This is a genomic window from Streptomyces sp. NPDC029216 (genome assembly GCF_040648015.1).
GTDB lineage: Bacteria > Actinomycetota > Actinomycetes > Streptomycetales > Streptomycetaceae > Streptomyces.
The window spans coordinates 1-18,016 of record NZ_JBEZWL010000148.1; the positions used below are offsets into that span (position 1 = coordinate 1).

General features: G+C 69.9%; 17 protein-coding genes and 2 pseudogenes. 9 read left to right on the top strand and 10 right to left on the bottom strand.

The genetic code is table 11. From position 1 onward, the window contains the following. Nucleotides 1–223 precede the first annotated feature (223 nt). The 3 genes from AB0F18_RS32780 to AB0F18_RS32790 form a co-directional block, all read right to left on the bottom strand. The gene (locus AB0F18_RS32780; RefSeq protein ID WP_362067257.1) at nucleotides 224–442 is read right to left on the bottom strand and encodes a hypothetical protein; all 219 of its coding nucleotides are present in this window, start codon (nucleotides 440–442) and stop codon (nucleotides 224–226) included. 224 nt (nucleotides 443–666) lie between these two features. After that, nucleotides 667–939, bottom strand: a complete 273-nt coding sequence (locus AB0F18_RS32785; protein ID WP_362067259.1) for a hypothetical protein — start codon at nucleotides 937–939, stop codon at nucleotides 667–669. A 261-nt stretch (nucleotides 940–1,200) separates the two neighbouring features. Next, a complete protein-coding gene (locus AB0F18_RS32790) occupies nucleotides 1,201–2,082 on the bottom strand; it encodes a DUF2690 domain-containing protein (RefSeq protein ID WP_362067261.1) in 882 nt (293 codons plus the stop codon). A 240-nt stretch (nucleotides 2,083–2,322) separates the two neighbouring features. Between AB0F18_RS32790 and AB0F18_RS32795 the strand changes: the two genes are divergently transcribed. From AB0F18_RS32795 to AB0F18_RS32820, 6 genes and pseudogenes are all read left to right on the top strand, one after another. Beyond that, nucleotides 2,323–2,949, top strand: coding sequence for a L,D-transpeptidase (locus AB0F18_RS32795; RefSeq protein WP_362067263.1), 627 nt, complete (start codon nucleotides 2,323–2,325; stop codon nucleotides 2,947–2,949). Between the two features lie 173 nt (nucleotides 2,950–3,122). After that, a complete protein-coding gene (locus tag AB0F18_RS32800; protein ID WP_362067265.1) occupies nucleotides 3,123–3,974 on the top strand; it encodes a peptidoglycan-binding domain-containing protein in 852 nt (283 codons plus the stop codon). A gap of 198 nt (nucleotides 3,975–4,172) precedes the next feature. Beyond that, the gene (locus tag AB0F18_RS32805) at nucleotides 4,173–5,402 is read left to right on the top strand and encodes a peptidoglycan-binding protein (protein ID WP_362067267.1); all 1,230 of its coding nucleotides are present in this window, start codon (nucleotides 4,173–4,175) and stop codon (nucleotides 5,400–5,402) included. A gap of 491 nt (nucleotides 5,403–5,893) precedes the next feature. After that, complete coding sequence (locus AB0F18_RS32810; protein WP_362067285.1) at nucleotides 5,894–6,115, top strand: peptidoglycan-binding domain-containing protein; 222 nt, start codon at nucleotides 5,894–5,896, stop codon at nucleotides 6,113–6,115. A 172-nt stretch (nucleotides 6,116–6,287) separates the two neighbouring features. Continuing rightward, nucleotides 6,288–7,865, top strand: a pseudogene (locus tag AB0F18_RS32815) (DEAD/DEAH box helicase family protein); the annotation flags it as partial. Between the two features lie 193 nt (nucleotides 7,866–8,058). Then, complete coding sequence (locus AB0F18_RS32820) at nucleotides 8,059–8,193, top strand: hypothetical protein (protein ID WP_362067287.1); 135 nt, start codon at nucleotides 8,059–8,061, stop codon at nucleotides 8,191–8,193. A gap of 71 nt (nucleotides 8,194–8,264) precedes the next feature. On the opposite strand, the gene AB0F18_RS32825 is transcribed toward AB0F18_RS32820, so the two are convergent. Together AB0F18_RS32825 and AB0F18_RS32830 are read right to left on the bottom strand one after the other, a co-directional pair. Next, nucleotides 8,265–8,711 carry a hypothetical protein gene (locus tag AB0F18_RS32825; protein ID WP_362067289.1) on the bottom strand — a complete coding sequence of 149 codons (447 nt, stop codon included), beginning with the start codon at nucleotides 8,709–8,711 and terminating at the stop codon, nucleotides 8,265–8,267. Nucleotides 8,712–8,944: 233 nt separating this feature from the next. Continuing rightward, nucleotides 8,945–9,682: a TIGR02391 family protein gene (locus tag AB0F18_RS32830; RefSeq protein ID WP_362067269.1), complete on the bottom strand. Its 738-nt coding sequence runs from the start codon at nucleotides 9,680–9,682 to the stop codon at nucleotides 8,945–8,947. Nucleotides 9,683–9,838: 156 nt separating this feature from the next. On the opposite strand from AB0F18_RS32830, the gene AB0F18_RS32835 reads away from it, so the two are divergent. Both AB0F18_RS32835 and AB0F18_RS32840 read left to right on the top strand, forming a co-directional pair. Next, nucleotides 9,839–11,068: a hypothetical protein gene (locus AB0F18_RS32835; protein ID WP_362067271.1), complete on the top strand. Its 1,230-nt coding sequence runs from the start codon at nucleotides 9,839–9,841 to the stop codon at nucleotides 11,066–11,068. Nucleotides 11,069–11,076: 8 nt separating this feature from the next. Continuing rightward, nucleotides 11,077–11,817, top strand: coding sequence for a hypothetical protein (locus AB0F18_RS32840; RefSeq protein ID WP_362067273.1), 741 nt, complete (start codon nucleotides 11,077–11,079; stop codon nucleotides 11,815–11,817). A 144-nt stretch (nucleotides 11,818–11,961) separates the two neighbouring features. On the opposite strand, the pseudogene AB0F18_RS32845 reads toward AB0F18_RS32840, so the two are convergent. The 5 genes and pseudogenes from AB0F18_RS32845 to AB0F18_RS32865 all read right to left on the bottom strand — a co-directional run bounded on the left by AB0F18_RS32845 (nucleotide 11,962) and on the right by AB0F18_RS32865 (nucleotide 17,733). Continuing rightward, nucleotides 11,962–12,941: pseudogene (locus AB0F18_RS32845) on the bottom strand (transposase family protein). A gap of 155 nt (nucleotides 12,942–13,096) precedes the next feature. Continuing rightward, nucleotides 13,097–13,447, bottom strand: a complete 351-nt coding sequence (locus AB0F18_RS32850) for a hypothetical protein (RefSeq protein ID WP_362067275.1) — start codon at nucleotides 13,445–13,447, stop codon at nucleotides 13,097–13,099. A 289-nt stretch (nucleotides 13,448–13,736) separates the two neighbouring features. Beyond that, entirely contained in the window at nucleotides 13,737–15,269 is a 1,533-nt protein-coding gene (locus AB0F18_RS32855; RefSeq protein ID WP_362067277.1) for an FG-GAP-like repeat-containing protein, read from the bottom strand. 114 nt (nucleotides 15,270–15,383) lie between these two features. Then, nucleotides 15,384–15,887, bottom strand: coding sequence for a hypothetical protein (locus tag AB0F18_RS32860; protein WP_362067279.1), 504 nt, complete (start codon nucleotides 15,885–15,887; stop codon nucleotides 15,384–15,386). Nucleotides 15,888–15,972: 85 nt separating this feature from the next. Beyond that, the gene (locus tag AB0F18_RS32865; protein WP_362067281.1) at nucleotides 15,973–17,733 is read right to left on the bottom strand and encodes an ALF repeat-containing protein; all 1,761 of its coding nucleotides are present in this window, start codon (nucleotides 17,731–17,733) and stop codon (nucleotides 15,973–15,975) included. Between the two features lie 76 nt (nucleotides 17,734–17,809). Between AB0F18_RS32865 and AB0F18_RS32870 the strand changes: the two genes are divergently transcribed. Then, on the top strand, nucleotides 17,810–18,016 hold a 207-nt coding region (locus AB0F18_RS32870; protein WP_362067283.1), incomplete at its 3' end, for a hypothetical protein.

Sequence of the window (18,016 nt, forward strand, 5' to 3'; positions counted from 1 at the left end):
CCGGCGGGGGTGGCGGCGGCGAGCTCGCGTGCGCTGACTGTCATGCCCCCTACGCTCGCGGCACGGGGCGGGCGGGAACAGGGCACCCGTACTCACCGCTCCGCTCCCCCACCCCGGTCCTTCCGGCTCCGCCTCCAGGACCAGCCCGCTCCGCGAGCGGCTGGCTACGGCAATCAGACGTTGCGTCAGGATCCTGTCTGAAGGTTGTCGCTGGTGCTGTTGTCTACAGCCTGCCGTCAGCGATACGTTCGGCCGCGTCCTGAGCGACCTCGTTGGCGATACGCACGCCATACCTCTCGCCAGCGGCTAGGAGGGCCGTCCTTACCTCCGGCGCCGGTCTGCCAGCATGCGTCGTACGGATCTCCGTCAAGGCCTTCTCGTACCGCGTCACCTGTTCCTCAAGCCAGGGCGCGGCCTTCTCGTAGTCGGAAGCATCAGCCACACGGACAACCTACCCGAGCTAACTGATGCTTCATTCTTTGTTCAGGATGAACTCGGGAAACGGATGGCGGTGCCGCGGTTGCACCGCTACCTCGCCGATCATCCTGCTGTCGGTATCCGTGGGGCTGCGTGGGGGTGTCAACTGCCCACCGGCAGACCGCCCGGCTGGCCCAAGTTCCTCCGGGTATGAACGCCGGTAGCCAGGTTTGAGAGGGACGGGCCGAGCTACGCCACCTGTTCGTGGAGGCGAAGGACGCAGGGCGCGTGCCACTTGCCGTTCGTAGACACGATGAGGAATGAGTCGTCGCCGTTCCGGCAGGCCGCTCGCGGCGCACCATTGAAAGAGTCGGGCTTGTACTGGCTCGCCTTCTCTCGCAGCTTCACCAGCGCTTTCTCCCGATCCAGGTTGCCTGGCAGCGGGAATATTTTGACCTGACGCTGGGGGGGATTCCCCTCCGTTTGAACCATCTCCTCAGCGACGATCAGCCACTTCGGCATCGCCACCCCTCTCCCGGACGCTCGTGCGTAGGTCACAAAGTAACCAGCACGAACAAGACGGGGAAGACGACCTCCAGCCAGTGACGGCAACCAACTACCCCTGTGGGTGTCGAGGGCGTAGGCCAGCACCGGCTAAGGTCCTCGCCGAAGCTGGCTTCGGCGACATCTCGTTGGCCCCGACGACAACCTGTACGTCGATCCGGCGGGTTCGCCCGTATGCAGATGGCGGCCAACTGAAGCCGGAGCCGGCTTCTCAGCCCATCACCGTTGGGCGGGACTGGTGGTGGCACACACGGTGCCGCGGCCGTCGACGATCGCGCACGCTCGGGCGTCGCCGGGGGTGAGCGCTGGGACCATCCGGGTGTGGGCGTCGTGTCCGTACTGCTGGCGGTACTCCTCGGCGTTTCCCAGCTTCGGAGTGACCATGACCCGGTCTCCTGCCGCGGTGCCGCTCATCTTGGCCCAGGCCGCGTGACACAGTGCGCTGTAGCGCAGTTCAACGCGGACGCCGTAGTCGTAGCCGGTGTAGGCGGTGGTGGCGTCCGTCGAGCACGTCGTGGTGGCCGGCTCCAGCGACGCGCACGAGGCGCCGTCGCACGTTACGGTGGGCGCCGGCCGGACCGAGGCCGCCGAGGAGGAAGCGGAGGGGGACGCACCCTCCGGCTTGTCCTGGTCCGCGTCTGGAATGCCCACCCAGGCCGCAGCGGCGCCCAGGACCACAATCACTGCTGCAGCCCAGGCAATCAGTCGCTTCCTGCCAGCGCGTGGCTGTGGCGATGGCAGGTGTGGCTGCGGAGTCCCGCTCACTGGTGTCGGCCGCTGCTTCGGAACGTGTGTGCCCTCCTCCTCCGCGCGTTGGCGGAGGGCCAGGGCCTTGTCGAGTTGCGGATCGTTCGCCCTGGACTGCTCGGACTTGGCGTAGATCCGCCATAACGCGCGAATCGTCTCAGGATCGGGCAGGGTGGCTCCCGTCTCCCACCGTGAGACCGTCGGCTGGTTGGTGTTGAGCTGCCTGGCGACCCAGCCCTGGCTCCGGTTGTTGCCCGCCTCGCGCCAGCCTCTCAGGAGTCGGCCCAGCTCGACGCGCGCGCGAACCACTGGCTGCTGATCGTCCAGAGCATCCGCATTCTGCTGAGCATCCACGCCGCGCCCCCTTCTGTCCCCGACCCTAAACACCAGGTCAAACCCCCATACGCGACGCCGTGTATATGCGCGTATGGCCGGTGCCCCGGACACCGTAGAGCCAACGAGGAATGCGGGGCAAAGTTGCTGACAGCCGGTGCGAACGTCCCGGCCAATCCCGCCTCTGAACTCCGTCGCATTGCCATGCCCTGGCACGCTCCGGATGACCTCGGAGGCACGACAGGAAAAGGATGAAAGATCGTGAACACCGCAACTCGCTCTCGCTTCCGTGGAGCTGCCACCGCAGCGGCCTCCCTCGCCACCCTCGCTGTGATTGGCCTGGCGGCGCCCAGCACCGCCGCCGCTTACGACGAGCCCGCGCAGGCCCGCTCCGCCTCGCGTGCGTCCGCCGGCGCCGAGCGCGGCTCGGGCCGGTACTACCTGAAGTTCACCAAGAACCTCGAGCACCCGGACCGCTCGACGCTCTCCCTCGTCCACAACGGCTTCCCGGTCAAAACCTACCGCGCCGGCTCCGGCCTGGGGGTCACGGACGAGTGCCGCAGCAACAAGGGATGGCTGCCCAACGGCACCTACCAGGTGACGGGGCACCAGACCAACCGCAACAGCAAGATCAAGGGCTACGCCATCCAGCTCTCCGATAAGAAGTGCCACCCCAAGCCGGGCAAGAAGGCCGTCACCCGCGGCGCCCTGTTCATCCACAGCGAGATGACCAAGAACGGCGGCCGCGGCTCCACCGAGCCCACTCGATGGGACGGCGACAAGGACTACAAGTCCAACGGCTGCATCAAGCTGCATCCCGACCACATCAAGGACCTGTTCTCCCGCCTGGAGAACCACTGGCCGGACCTGACCCTGCAGGTCGGCTGACACACACGGCCGAGCCTCCAGGCAGTCGAATCTCACCGGAGCTCGTCCCTGGCCCTGCGCGCTTCCTGGCGCAGGGCCCCGCCGGCAGGACCGCCCGGCGGCCTTCCCTCTCTTCCTTCCTGGGCCGGCTGCGGCTTGGCCCGGTAACGGGAACGACCCTCCCAGGAGTAGTCATGCGTACAACTCGCAGCACGATGCCCACCACCTTCAAGAGGCGCGCCTGGCGGGCCGCAGCCGCGGTCCTCGTGGCCGCCGGAGTCATCGCCGGTGTCGGCGCCGCCAGTGCCGCCACCGTGCAGCCGGGCCTCCACGCTTCCCCGGCCGCTGCCCACGCCTCCGACTCGCAGCTGAACCTGCGTCAGGGCATGCGCGGAAGCGCCGTCACGGACCTCCAGCGTCAACTCAATTCCCACGGCCACCACGTGAAGGTCGACGGCATCTTCGGTCCCGAGACCACCGCGGCCGTCAAAGCCTTCCAGCGCGACCACGGCCTGCAGGCCGACGGGATCGTCGGCCCCGCGACCCGGCACGCCCTGCACGGCGCGCCGGGCGGGCAAGGAGCGCAGACCCCCGCCTCACTGGCCCGGCAGATCCTGAACACCAAGGACATCAGCCTGGGCAACTCCCACCCCTCCAAGGTGAAGGACCCCGCCTCCACCCCGCTGCGCAACATGCAGGACACCGCAGCCGGCAAGGCCGCCGTGACCAGCCGCTACAGCGACGTCGGCGCCCGCCGGATCCAGCTGGACGAGCGAATGCTGAACGGGGTTCTCAAGCTCGCCACCAGCCACCGCTTCCGGTTCAACATCACCGAGATCGCCGGCGGCGACCACAGCAGCACCTCCCGCCACTACGCCGGCATCGCCTTCGACACCAGCATCATCGACGGCAAGAAGGTCAGCGGCAGCAACACGTCGGTCGCCCGGTTCAAGCAGGCCTGCAAGGCCCTGGGCGCCACCGAGGTCCTCGGCCCCGGCGACCCCGGCCACGCCACCCACGTGCACTGCGCCTGGCCCCGCCACTAGGGCCGCCCGGCCGCAAGGCGACCGCACCGCCACGGCCTCGCGGCCGCCCCATCGTGACCCTTCCCAGAGCAGCCCCGGCCCCGGTCAGCGCGGGCCGACCAGGGCCGCCGACACATCCGCCGCATCGCCCCGCCCGCCTGCCGTGCCCAGGCACGGCAGGCACCGAACCTCCCATCCCTTCCAGACAAGGAGTACCTCGTGCACATCACGAAACGGACCGTCACCTGGAGCGCGGCAGCGGCTGCGGCAGCGGTGCTCGCCACGATGGGCGTCGGCGGCCTGGTGACCCCCGCCGAGGCAGCCGCCCCGTCCACGTACGCCGTCAAGGGCCTGGACACCAGCCACTACAGCCACAACGACGGCGCCAACACCGGCGGCGGGAAGGCCATCGACTGGCCGCAGGTCGTACGCTCGGGCCAGAAGTTCGCCTTCCTGAAGGCGACCGAGGGCAACGACTGGACGGACAGGTGGTTCGCCCGGGACATGGCCGGCGCCGCGAGGGCCGGGATCCTGCGGGCGCCCTATCACTTCTACGGGCGCACCCCGGGCGCGTCCCAGGCCGAGCACTTCGTCAGGACCGTCCGCGCAGCCGGCTACAGCGGGCGCAGCTCGGGCGAACTCCCCCCGGCCATCGACCTGGAGACCAGGGGCGGGAAGTGCCCGGCCAACCTCAGCACCAAGGAGGTGAAGGCGTTCCTGTCCGCCGTGGAACGCGAGCTGCACGTCAAGCCGATCGTCTACACCTCCGCCTCGTTCGTGAAGGACTGCCTGCACGGCGATGCCTCGGCCCTGGCCTCGCGCCTGCTGTGGCAGCCCCGCTACGGCAGCGGAAGCCGCGAACCGGTCCCGATTCCCGGTGCCGGCACGTGGACTATCTGGCAGTACAGCGAGACGGGCCACGTCTCGGGCGTTCCCCACGACGGGGACGTCAACGTCTTCCACGGCACCGAAGCCCATCTGCGCGCCTTGGCCGCCCCCGGCGGGTCGGGCAGCCCCGGCACTCCGGCACCCACCGAGCGGTCCTGGCCTCTGCTGCGGGAGGGCAGCCAGGGCACGAACGTGCACACGCTCCAGCTGCTGCTCGCCGCCGCTGGCGCGAAGGTCACGGTCGACGGCAGCTACGGACCGGCCACCACCTCCGCGGTCAAGGCCTTCCAGCACAAGCACCATCTGAAAGCCGACGGCATCACCGGCCCCGACACCTGGAGTCGGCTGGCAACGTCGCAGCGCCCTGGCGACGGCGGTAGTGCGGTTCGGGCGGTACAGGAGCAGTTGAACGCCGCTGGCGCGAAGGTCACGGTCGACGGCAGCTACGGACCGGCCACCACCTCCGCGGTCAAGGCCTTCCAGCACAAGCACCATCTGAAAGCCGACGGCATCACCGGCCCCGACACCTGGGCCTGGCTGCTGTCCACCCGTCAGGGCTGACCCCGGTCGCACCGCACCCGCCATCGGCACAAGCCCACTCGCCCCGGGGCCGTGGACAGGAAGGTTCCCGTCCACGGCCCCGGGGCCGCCCCATCCGCAGCACCCCCGCCCCTGCCCGCAAACCACAGCAATGGAGGCCCCCATGCCCCGCACCCCTCGCCACGCCAGCGGTGCCCATCACACCGAAGCCAGGATCCAGAAGATCACCGGCATCCTCATCGGAGCCGCTGTCACCGCACTGATCGCCGTCCTGCTGACCGCCAACGCCCAACGGGCCACACGCGCGGCCATGGTCCAGCCCCCGTTGCCGCCCACCACCACCGCCGTCACCGAGCAGCCCGAACCCGAGGACGAGGACCCGTACATCGACGCCTCACCCCAGACCACACACCCGCCCGCGAAGCCAACCAGGACCTCCGCCGCCGACCCGCCCCTCCAACGGCCCGGCAGCAGCCCCCGCGGTCTGCAACTACAGCACCGACCGCACCGGCATCCTCTCCCAGGGCAGCAGCGGCCCGGCCGTCCGCCAAGCCCAGTGCCTGCTCAACACCCACCTCGGCCAGCACCTGGCCCTCGACGCCGACTTCGGACCCGACACGGACCAAGCGGTACGCCAACTCCAGCACTGCGCCCGCCTCACCACCGACGGCAAAATCGGCCCCGACACCTGGAAAGCCCTCACCAACCCACCCGCCACCTGCCACACCGGCTGACCGCCTGAGAAGCCGAGGCAGCAGCCCTGTCGCGGGATGCGCTGGGAGGCCTGGGTGATCGTAACCGTCATACGAGGCTGGAAGGAACGCATCTGGATCGTCCCTTCGCTGACGGGCCAGGGAGTTGTTGGTGACAGGCGGTTGGGCGCCACGGCCGCATCAGGTCGAGGCTGTGGATGCGGCGGTCCGTGCTTTGGGGCGAACACCCCCGGAGGGTGTCGGTGGGCCGGGGCTGCGGGCGACGATCGTGTCGGCCTGCGGGACAGGCAAGACCCTGATGGGTGTGCACACCGCCCAGCGCGTCGCCCGCGCTGGGCGGGTGCTGGTCCTGGTGCCCACGCTGGACCTGCTGGTGCAGACCGTGGCCGCGTGGCGTGGTGCAGGCCGGGCCGGGCGCATGGTGGCGGTCTGCTCACTGCGCAGGGATGCGGAGCTGGATGGCGCAGGGGTGGGCTGCACGACCGACTGGCGACAGTTGGTGGGATGGGTCGGGCAGACGCGGCGGGCGACGGTCTTCGCCACCTATGCGTCGTTGCCGGTCCTCGTGAGGGCCCACGCCTCCGGACTCGGCCGGTGGGACATGGTGGTCGTCGATGAGGCACACCGGACGTCGGGGCCGTGGGGCAAGCCGTGGGCGGCGATCCACGACAACGCCGCCGTTCCGGCGGACCGCCGGCTGTATCTGACCGCTACGCCCCGGGTGGCCGAGCCGTGGGCTGGAATCGGCGACGCGACCGGGGAACCGACACCGGTCGCCTCGGTGGATGACGAGCAGGTGTTCGGCCCAGTGGTGTACCGGCTCACTCTGGCCGAGGCGATCGACCGCGGCCTGCTGGCCCGGCACCAGATCGTGGTGATGGAGATCCACGACCAGGCACTGGCAGTGGGAGGCTCCGAGCAGGAGGAGGGGCTTGAGGCGGAGGGGACGCGGCGGCTGGCGGCGCTGCAAGCGGCCGTACTCAAGGCCGCAGCGGAGCATCATCTGCAGCGGGTGATGACCTTCCACCACCGCGTCGCGGATGCACGGGCCTTCGCCGATGCGGTGTCGGGGGCTTCCCGATGCCTTCGGGAGGCGGATCGCGCTGACTACCCGCAGGAGGTGTGGTCGGGTTGGCTCCACGGCGGGCACCGTGTGGCCCACCGGCGGGCGGTTCTTGAAAAGTTCGCCCGAGGCCGCCGCGCGGACGGAGAGATAGTGGAGCGCTCGGTGCTCTCTAGTGCGAGAGTTCTGGCCGAAGGGGTGGACATACCGGCGGTGGACGCGGTGGTCTTCAGCGATCCTCGGGAGTCGATCGTCGACACTGTCCAGACCGTCGGCCGCGCGCTGCGCCAGGGCCCGCACGGGGACAAAGTCGCTTCTTTGCTGGTCCCGGTATTCCTCGGGCCCGACGAGCGCGGTGAGGACTGGCTGGGATCCGGGTCCTATCTGCCGCTGGTTCGCGTCCTGACCGCGCTTCGTGCCCACGACACCGAGGTGGTGGACCGCCTCGCCGCCTGGCCGGGCGAGGCCGGCAACAGTGGCGGCGAAGCGCGGAAGGACGGGCTGGCGGTGCTGTTCTCCCAGGCCAGGGAACCAGCCGACATCGCGGCATTCGTGAACCTGCGCGTGATCAGACCCGAATCCCGCGTGTGGCTCAACGGCCTCATGGCCGCGCGACGGTTCCACGCGCAGCACGGGCACCTGGTCGTGCCCTACGTAGCAAAGGACGGCCGGTTCCCGTTGGGTGTGTGGGTCGGCGATCAGCGCCGCTGCTACCACGCCGGCAGGCTGTCCCCTGTCCGTATCGCCGCGCTGGAGCAGATGGGCATGGTGTGGAGCCACCCCGATCACACGTATCGCCCGCCTGTGGGTGAACCCCTCCGTAGCCCTCCCACCGTGGACGGACCCTCGCCCCCTCGCGTCCCGATACCGCTTCCCCTACATCACGACGGCGCAAGGGGGGATGACCGCCGAACAGCCAGTGATCGTCCACCCGTACGACGCGGCAGGGTGGGACGAGTTCTACCAGGCGCACCTGCACATGATCGAGGACCCCTTCTGTTTCTCCTCCGCAGGCTGCCCGGTCCACGAGCGGTAGCCCCTGCGGCCGGGAGACGTCCAGGACCGGCGGCCGCGCCGCTGTCGGGACAGGGTGTCCGCTGCCTTGGCTCACATGAGGGTCAGCTGTGCCGTGGGCGGCGTGGGCCCAGGCCAGCTTGCTTTGGCCGCGTTCCACTCCATGCGGAACTGCGCGGGCAGTACGGCGCTCTCGATGATGTCGAGTGCCAGTGCGTTGACGGACACGTAGGTGTCGTCCACCCGCTCTACGAAACCGCGGGCGATGAGTCGGTCGACGGCTTCGGCCGCTTCGTCGGCGGTGATGAACTCCAGCGGCATCAGACACAGCGCCACTGCGAAGTTGTCGAACGTCCTGGCCTCAGCCTGGAGAAGGGCCAATTTCAGCAGGGCCGCAGTCTCGTACGGGTGGGGCGCCAGGTCGTTCAGGACGTCCTTGTGCCAGGACGCCACGAGTGTGTCGGCCATGTCCGGCTGCAGCTGCATGAAGACACGGTCCTCGTCGGGCGGGAGGATCCGGTACGGCGGCAGAGGCTCCATGGCCTGCTGGGCATCACGGATCCGCCAGCGGTGCAGCTGGGAGCGCCCGGCCCTGTCCGGGGCGCACTTCTCCCCTGGCGTGGCACGGCATTGGGGACAGCTACGGCTACGGGCGCGTTCACGCACCTCCGGCGGCACTGCTCGACTCACGCAGGACAGTGTTCACTCCGTCGGCCTGATCCGCTGGCTCCGCCACGCGCCATGTCCTGGTTCATCCCGGCCCCGCTGCTCCACTACGTGGTCGCGGCGGTCTGGCGGCGCTTGGCGACCTGCCGCAGCAGCAAGTCGGCGAACTGGATGATCTCGGCTGCCTCGATGGGGTCGTCGAAGTCGACGGTGCGGTGGCTGGCGGGGTTCTTGTACGCGCCCATCGCACCAGCGAACAGTGCGGAAGCGGCCTCCTGCTCGCCGCCTTCGGCTCCGGCGTCGGCGAGCGGGCCGCCGGCCTTTCCGTTCTGGTGCGGCTGGAACGCTGCACGCATCAGCTTCACGCCGACCAGGGAGTTGTCGAGGCCGGAGGCGTCCCGGACGGCGACCTCAACCGCCTTCATCGCGGCGAAGCACGCCGTCTCGTAGTCGCCCAGGTCGAAGTTGGTGCGCACTGTGTCCTCGAGGGCCGGGTGGAGCGGGCCGGACAGCCGCTGGCGGGCTTCGAATCTCGTGATGCCCTCGGGATCCTTCGCCAGGTCCCTGCCGTCGCGGGAAAGCTGACGGAAGGCTTCCGACTGGCTGGGCACCCGGGACAGCAGCGCGTGCGCCTCCAGCCAGCCCCAGGCATCGGAGAGGCGGTCGACGAGATCCTGCGTGTCCGGCTCGTCCTGGAGCGCCTGGCGGGCAGAGCCCATCGTCCCTCCGTACTGCAGGAGGTCGGTGCTGTTGGCGAGGTGCTGCAGGAGGAGGAGCGCGATGTCCCGGGTGGGCAACTGCCGGACCTGTTCCGCCGGGACCGGCGGTATGTACGTGAACGTCATGGGCGCACGGTATGGGGTGGCACCGACACCCAGGTGTTGTAACTCGGCAGGGGGACACAGCTGGTCCGAACCGGTGACCTGACACATCGGCGCTCACCTTGACGGGTGGAGGGTGAGGCCCGGCAACAGCCCCGATGTGGCGGCAGGGAGCGGTACATGGCGTACGAGGTGATCAGGGTGGAGTTCCGTACGGAGCTTCACGCGCGCTGGTCGGTGTTCTTCGACCACCTGCGGGTGCCGTGGGCGTACGAACCGGTGACCTTCTACGACAGCCAGGGCTCACCGCGCACGCCGGCGTTCTGGCTGCCGGAGCAGCGAATGTGGTTCACGGCCGAGGTGGAGGCCCCGGTGTGGTGGGGCCGGTTCGCCATGGCCGCCGAGGGCAGCGACCACTGGCACGAGGGCTGGGGCGAGGAGGCCGGCCGCTGCCTGCCGGTGGAGGTGCCGGAGGAATGGCAGGGGCTGACGCTGCTGTCCGAGGGCCCCTTCTTCCCCGACGATGAGCAAATCGTCGACACCTGGGGACGCCCCGACCCCTGGGCAGGGCCGTGGCGGTTCCACGAGGTGAGCGGGATGCACACCTACTGCGACTCGCCCTACCAGTGGACGATGTGCCCGCAGTGCGGGTCCTTCGGCGCCGAGTTCTGCGGATACGCCGAACGGCTGCGCTGCGGCTGCCTCGACGACCGCGAGCACAGCAAGGTGGCAGGCGGCGGCGACAAGCGCCTGCTCGCCGCCTACCGGGCCGCGCAGCTCGAGCAGTGGCACGACGACGACTACAACAACCCCTACGCGACCGTGCTGTGGCCCACCGTGCGCGAGGCCCTGGTCCAGCAGCCCGGTGCCGCGGCCGCCGCCGAGAAGTGCGTCGGCGAGTGCCGGTCGGTCGCCGAGCAGATGCGCCGGGAGCTGTGCCAGCCCGACCCTGGGGAGAGCGAGGGGCTGGAGACGCTGTGCTCGGCGTGCCCGGGATTCGTCTGCGGGCAGTGCGGCGAACAGCCGGCCCCCGCACTCGATGTCCCGTGCCGAACTTGCGAGCCGGTCGTGCTGCTCACCGAGAACCAGGTCCGGCAGCGGATCAACTGGAAGGTGGAGAAGCTCTCCGCCGCCACTGGTATGGAGGGGCGCCGGGTCAACGGCATCGTCAACGACTCGATCGGGGAAAAGAGGCGGTCGCGAGTCTCGCTCGCCAAGCTGGGCACCGCCCTCGCCAACGTCGAGCGGTGGCTGGAGGACCTTTCGTCAATGCCGACTGGACTCCCCGCCCCCTCCGCCGAGGATCTCGACAAGCTGCACGGGGCCGAGCTGCGCAAGCTCCTGACCACCTACGTGGGGCCGCTGGCGGGTGCGCTGCGCGACCCGTCCCCTTCGTCCAGCGGCAGCTGAACGATTGGATGGGCGCGCCCAGCCGCGCCGAGGCGACAGACGAGCAGCTGCGTGACGCCATCATCCAGGCGAGGGCCTGGATCGAGGACCCCGACTCCTACCGCGCCTACACTCGCCCCGAGCCGGCCGAGCCCGGCGGCCTGGCCGCGCCGATGCGCACGAAGACGGCCGTCGCGGACTCCTCCTGCAACCTGTGTGCCGCGCCGGTGGTGGCCGGCGAACTCATCGGCCGGATGCCCTACCCCCGCCAGCCCTACGTCCCTATGGCCTGGCTGTGCGCCCACTGCCTGGTCGACCGGCGGGCCAAGCCCCGCCTCACCGACGTGCTCCTACGGGTCTTCCACCACACCCTCAGCGGCAGCAACACCACACCGCTGAACACCACCGAGGCAGCCGTGCTCCTCGAAGCGCTGCTGACGGTTCGCCCTGCGGAAGACGACGAGCACCTCCAGGAGGCGATCACCGAGCTCCGGCAGGGCATCGACGCGCCGGAGCCCGTGATGCAGCTGACCTACCACCCGGCCCATGCCGCGGTGGCAGCTCTCCACGCGGCGAACCCGCTGGAGGCTGCGGCCGGTGACGCTGCTGTCCTCTCCGCCGTCGCCCAGCACCTGGACGAGTGGCAGCACAACCCCCAGAACATCGACCAGGCCCGCTACAGGAACCGCAGCCTGTGGCGGCAAGCCGTCCTCGACAGCACGCCCACCCCCACCATCCTGTCCCAGCGCGGCGGCCCCTTCTGGGTGTGAACACACCCGTCCCGTTCAGCCGCATCTGCCACGCGGGCCTTCGCAGCGAAGGAAGACCCCAACCGCGCCCGCCTGATCAACTAACGAGGTTGTGAGCGAATGAGGTCGGGGCACGTCGGCCTGGGGGTTCGGCTCGTGGGTGATTCAGCAGGTCAGCGAGCTGACGAGCACGAGTTCGGTGCTCGGCTTACGTCGGGAGGCCCGTTGGGCGGCCCGGTCGGAGACCAGACTGGCGATGGCCCGGTGGGTAGCCGCGTAGTGCTCACGTCGTCCGAGGAAGCGTTGCAGCGGACGCCACTGCTTGTGCTCGGCGTTGGCGTGCTCGACACAGATTCGCTCGGAGGACTGGCGGCGCCGTTGCTCGCGCCACGCGTACTGCTCGCCGAGCGGCGCATCTTCCTTCGGCTTCTTCGGCGGGGCACTGACCTGGTCTGGAAATTCGTTGGCTAGGCCCCGGTAGCCCTCGTCGACCTCGGCTTTACTTCCGGATGGAGGCGGAGTTGTTCGGCGATGCCCTCGGTGCGCATCGCGGTCTGGTCGTGCATGCGGCCGGGCCGGTCGGCGCCCGACCATAGGGTGCGGCCCTGGCCGTCGCTGATCGTGGTGGTCTTGCAGGTGTTCTGCTTCTTCTTGCCGGACACGAACGCGCGGCGGCCGGGCTGGTGGGCTTTCGGGCGGCGGACCTGAGTCTCGGTGCCATCAATCCGCAGTTTCACGCCCTCCGCCTGCGCGTAGGCGAACACGTCGGCCAGGGTCCGCAGCCGCACCCCGGGGCGGGCCGGCACGGCGAAGCCCCGCTCGGCAAGCAGCGGGCGGATCTCACCGATCGCTCGGGTGATGTTGGACCGCTCCAGGCCGTACAGCTCTGCGAGCGCGGCGTGGGGGAGCTGGGTGCGCAGGTGGACGAGGGCGACCAGCACCCTATCGGTGAAGACCAGGTCGTGCTTCGGTCCGGCGCCCGGCTGCTGTTTGCGCTGGCCGCCGCGCCGCTCGTGCAGCGCGGACTCGCACGGCGCGGTCCATGGACCGGCCAACTCCGCGACCAAAGCGCCGGGATGGGCACGGGAGATGCCCGTGAAGGCAGAGTGGGACAAGGCCGCACGGGTCCATTCCTTCGTCGTCACACACGAGGAACTCGTGCGGCCGCCTCCACGTCACGCCCGGCCCGCTTCCCATCCCCGTTGACCATTGCTGGTGGGTACTTCCGGAACCTGAGCGGACGGAATCAAGGGTCCGTCACTTTAGGCGCGTTGCGGCGGTTCAGCCCAAGGGCTGGGCTTCACAGCCACCGCTTGGCTGCCTCGACACTGTCGCCGCCGCTGGTGTTGAACGCGATCGCGGCCCCTGGTGCATGCCGCCGGACCAGGTTCACGACCTGCTCGAAGAACGTCACAAGGGGTTCAGGTTTGCGTATTCCACCCCCGATGACGACTACGTCCCAGTCTTGTTCGGAAAGTGCCGATACCACCGTGGACTCGGCTGCTTCGTCCGGCGCGATCAGCGTCATGGAAGCGTCGATGGCGTGTTCGCCAAAACGGGCCAGTTCCTTGTCCAGGACCGCGCGCATGGCGTCCCCGTCCATACCAGGCACCGCGTGAGGGTCGAAACCAAGAATGAGAACGGAAGGCATGCTATGTATGACGATCAGCCCACCGTGCCGGTTCCCGTTGCCCGAAGCTGCCATCCCAATGGCAAACCCATCCGAGACGCAGGGCGCTACCCGAGTCGGTGGCGGCAACACCGCGTGAGACGGCGGCTTCGCTCACCACCTCGTTACTGAGTTTCGCCGCGTGATGTCGCTGGAGCGCTCGCCCTGACCTGCAACGAAGGGCAACCGTGACGCGACATCACGCGGAGATCATCAGTAGCGGGGCCGACGGGCGAGTGCCGTCGGGGTCAGGGGCGAGCCCGGTACCGGATCAGCTGATGGACTTGATGGCGCCCCAGCCGCTGTTGCCGACCTGGGTGCTCGGTCCGTCGATGGGGCCGTGGATGTCGGCGCCGCCCTTGTAGAACTTGAGGGTGCCGTCGCCAGCGGTGGCCCACATGTCGGCCGTGCCGTCGAGGTTGGCGTCCGCGGCGCCGGCGATGAGCGGCCGGTTGGCGACGGTGTAGCCGCGGCCGAATTCGTTGAGGTCGCTGAAGGTCTTCCCGTCGGGCTGGCCGAGGTAGGCGTAGAGGACGCCGTCACGGGTGTCCCGGGCGAGCAGGTCGGGGCGGCCGTCCTTGTTGGCGTCGCCGAGGGCGCTGAGGTCCAGCACGTCCCAGCCGCCGTTGCCGATGACGACGGGAGCCCCGACGGCCGCGGCGGTGCCGACCACGCCCGGGTACAGGAAGAGCTTGTTGGAGTGCTTGACGACCAGGTCCGGCTTCCCGTCGCGGTTGGTGTCACCGATACTGACGACCTGGGCGGTGGAGGGCAGACCGCTTACGATCTTGATCGGGGCGCCCAGGGTCCCGTTGCCGAGGTTGGGGTAGACGCGGATCTCGCCGCCGACGCGGGCGACGACGTCCTCCATGGCGTCGCCGTTCCAGTCGCCTCGGTGCGTCACGGAGGCTCCCGACCAGCCGCCGGTGCCGATGATCGTGGGCGCGCTGAGGCCGCCGGTGCCCGTACCGGGGTACAGGCGCAGCTTGCCGGTGTCGTCGACCGCGACGAGGTCCGGCTTGTTGTCGCCGGTCAGGTCGCCCGGAACGGCGTAGGACGTGCTCGCGACCCAGGACCGCACGTCGTCCACGCGGGTCGCGACGGCGCCGGTACGGGTCTCGGTGGACGGGGTGCCGAGGCATCCGCCCTGCCATGAACGGCTGGTGACGGCGAGGAGTTCCTGGGTGCCGTTGGTCTCGCGCAGTACGGGGCCGCCCGCGTCACCCGGGCAGATGGCCCCGTCGCCGGTGGGGGTCAGGGCGAGGTCGGCGGAGCCGTTGGCGACCGCTGTGAAGGCAGTGGTGTGGAGGCGGTCGGGGACCCAGGCGGTCTTGGTCCGGCCGAAGCCGGCCGCCTGCACGGTCTCGTCGGTGCCTGCGGGGGTGGTGGCCAGGACGGCCGGCTTCAGGTTGGCGATGCCGGTGTCCAGCTTCACCATGACAAGATCCCGCTCGGGGTGCGGGACGAGCCGGATCGCGGTGCGGGTGGCTCCGGCGGTGGTCTGGGTCAGGTCCGTCCTGCCGACGGCGACCGTAATGGGGGTCGTGGGCTTGCCGGGCTGGACGGCACCGGTCGCGTCGGCGAAACAGCTTGCGGCGGACAGGACCCACTGGGGGGCCACGAGGGTGCCCGTGCAGGCGCGCTCGGCGTTGCCGATGACGATGCTGGCGGTGTGGGAGTGGGCGGCCGGGTCGGCCGGGGTTCCCTGCAGGGCCTGCGCGGGTGACGCGAGCAGGCCTCCGGCGATCGCGGCGACGGCGGCGGAGCCGCTGATCCAGGCTCTGCGCCTACGTACGTTCGGCATGAGGTTCTCCGAGAAATCGAGTCGGGGCGTTCCGGCCGCGCGACACGGCGGTCGGAAGGGTGGTCGAATGCAGCGGTCCGGCGGGGTCTCCGCGCCGGCCTTCGGTGTGAAGGGCTACGAGGAGACGGTGATGTCGACGAGGACGTGATCGCGGCGCTCGGGGTCGGCAGCCTCTCCCACGCCCTTCCACTCGTTCGGGGCCACGGTCACGTTCTGCGTGCTGCCCTCGGCGGTAAGCGTCACGGCGGCCTGGTGGGTGGTGTCGCCCTTCATCCCGTACACCACGGGAACCTCCAGGCTGAGGTGGCCGGTCTTGCCGGTGGCGCGGAAGCAGATCTTGCCCCGGGTTCGGGAGTACACCTCCATGAGTCCGGAGGCCGAGGCGCAGTCGGCGAGCACGATGTGCCCGTCGCCGCGCTTGAGGGTGATGCCCAGTTCGGCCTGGATGCGCGCGGCGTCGGGGTACGCGAAGCCCTCTACCGCGTACGGCGCCAGGTCGGCGCTCACCGAGGTCGTGCTCTGGGCGGGGGCCTCACTGGCGTGCGTCGTGGTGACGGCGAGGGCGATGCAGGCCGCGGCCGCCGCTGTGGTCGCGATGACGCGTCGTACGAGCTTCATTCCGTTGTTCCTTCTCATGCGCAGGGATGCGGGCCACCAGTGCGGCCGTGAATGACGAGGGGCCGAGGGGGCCTGGAGCGGGGGGCTACCACTTCAGCAGGCCGATGACCGTGGTCACCGCTTCACCCGTGACGTGCGTGATCTTGCCGCCTACTGTGTGGGCCAGGCCTGACTTCTCGAGAAAGTGGGACTTGCCGAGGAAGATGCCGCCAAGCGCGAACAGCCCGAGGGAGGTGTGGAACTTGCTGCTGTCCCAGCCGTAGGCCTGGCCGGTGAAGTAGGCGCTGACCCCCTTGAGGCCCACGGAGACACCGGCGAGCACGCCACCGGCGCCCAATAGGAAGGGCGAGGCCGGCGTGGGGATGAAACCGCTCACCGTGGCGGTGAGCGAGGCGGTGCCAGCGAGCGTGGACCAGTGCTTGGTGACCTTCGCCCAGTCCTTGTCGCTTCCCGTGTCCGCGGGCCACAGTCCCGAATCCACGTACCAAGGGGTGTCGTTGGCGGCCGTCTGCGAGGGATGGGTGCCGTTGGCCTCGTTCCGCCGCGCCTCCTCGGCCGCCTGCTTCGCCCTCGCGATGGCCTCGGCCCTCTGTTTGGCTTCGGCGGTCTGGCGCGCGGCGGTGGCCGCGTCGGCGGCGGCCCGCGCGTCCTGGCTGGCCTGCAAGGCGGAGGCGCGGGCCTGGCTGGCGTTGGCCTGGGCACTCGACGAGGAGGAGGCCGCCTGCCGCGCCGACGCCATGGCCTGTCGCATCGAATAGTTCGCGGACCGGGATGCCACCTGGGCCGCGGAGGCCGCCTGCTTGGCACTCGCCGCCGACTTGGCCGCTTCGGCCGCCGATGCGTCAGCGGCATCCGCGTTCGTCTTCGCCTCCCGGGCCGCGGTCGTGGCGTCTGCGGCATAGCCCTGCGCCTTCGAGGCCCACTGGCTCGCGTCGGCCGCGGCCTGACGGGCCTCGGCTGCTGCCTTGGAAGCCAGCGCTGCTTCCTCCAGGGCATTCGCCGCCACCTTTGCGGCGTGCGCGATCGAGGCGCGGATCGCGGAGACGTGGGTGGCGTGGTCCTGGTCCAGGCGGGCGATGTCGAAGCTGTCCTGGAGGATGAAGTTCCGCCGCATGTAGGCGGGGCCTTCCAGCACGATCTGCGCGGCCGACTTCATGTAGGGGCCGCCGGAGGAGAGGAGGGCGAACACCTGGGCCTGGTCGTCGACCTTCACCGCGTCCGCCAGTTCGACGGTGAGGAAGCGGTGCAGGGCAGCGGCGCTTCCGTCGGCCAGGGCCGCTTCTGCCTTGGCCTTGACGTTGCTGCCCGGGTTCTGGTGCAGGAGCTCGAAGACCATGACGCGGTTCTGCGTGGCGGAGGCTTCAATGACCCCGCGGGTGAGGAAATCACGCGCCGCGTTCGGGTCGTCGCTGGCCAGCGCCCGGTGGGCGGCTGCGGCGACCTCCGAGCCGGCCGTCGCCGCCATGGCTAGCACGGTCTCCCGGTCGTCCTGCCGCTCGGCGAGAAGTCGGTCGGTGTCAATCCAGTTGACGACGTCCTCTTCGCCACCGGCGAGGGCGAACTCCGCGGCGTCGCGCGTCCATGTGCCCGGTGAGTCGAGGAGCCGTACTGCGGCCTTCCGTCCGGCCGTGACGGCCGCGGCCAGGTCACCGGCGCGCAACGCCTCGGACGCGGCCGCGACGAGGTCCTTGATGTCCGTGGTGGTCCTGTCGGCCTGCGTGCGCTCTCTGGCCGCCCGGGCGATTTCCTCGGTCTCTGCCTGTGCCCTGAGGCGGGCCTCCTCGACTCCCATCGCGGTGTCCTCGGCGATGCGGGCGGTCTCCGCGTCCCGGGCCGCCCGTTCCACGGCCTGGGCTTCCTTGACCGCGTCGGCCGCCGTGTTGGCGGCCTGCAGTGCGGCCTCCGCGTAGGCGGTCGACCGCTTGGCGTATTCGATCGCCTTGCCCGCGTTCGCCGCGGCGTCGTCCGCCGCGGCCGCGGCCTTCTCGGCATGGTCGGCGGCGCTGTTGGCGGCGTCGCGTGCGACACCTGCGGCGGCCGAGGCCCGGTTCGCCAGGGTCTGCGAGAGCGGCCGCGACGGCAACGCCGGCTACGTCCCGCAGAACGAGCTGCCCTGGGAGCTCAACCCG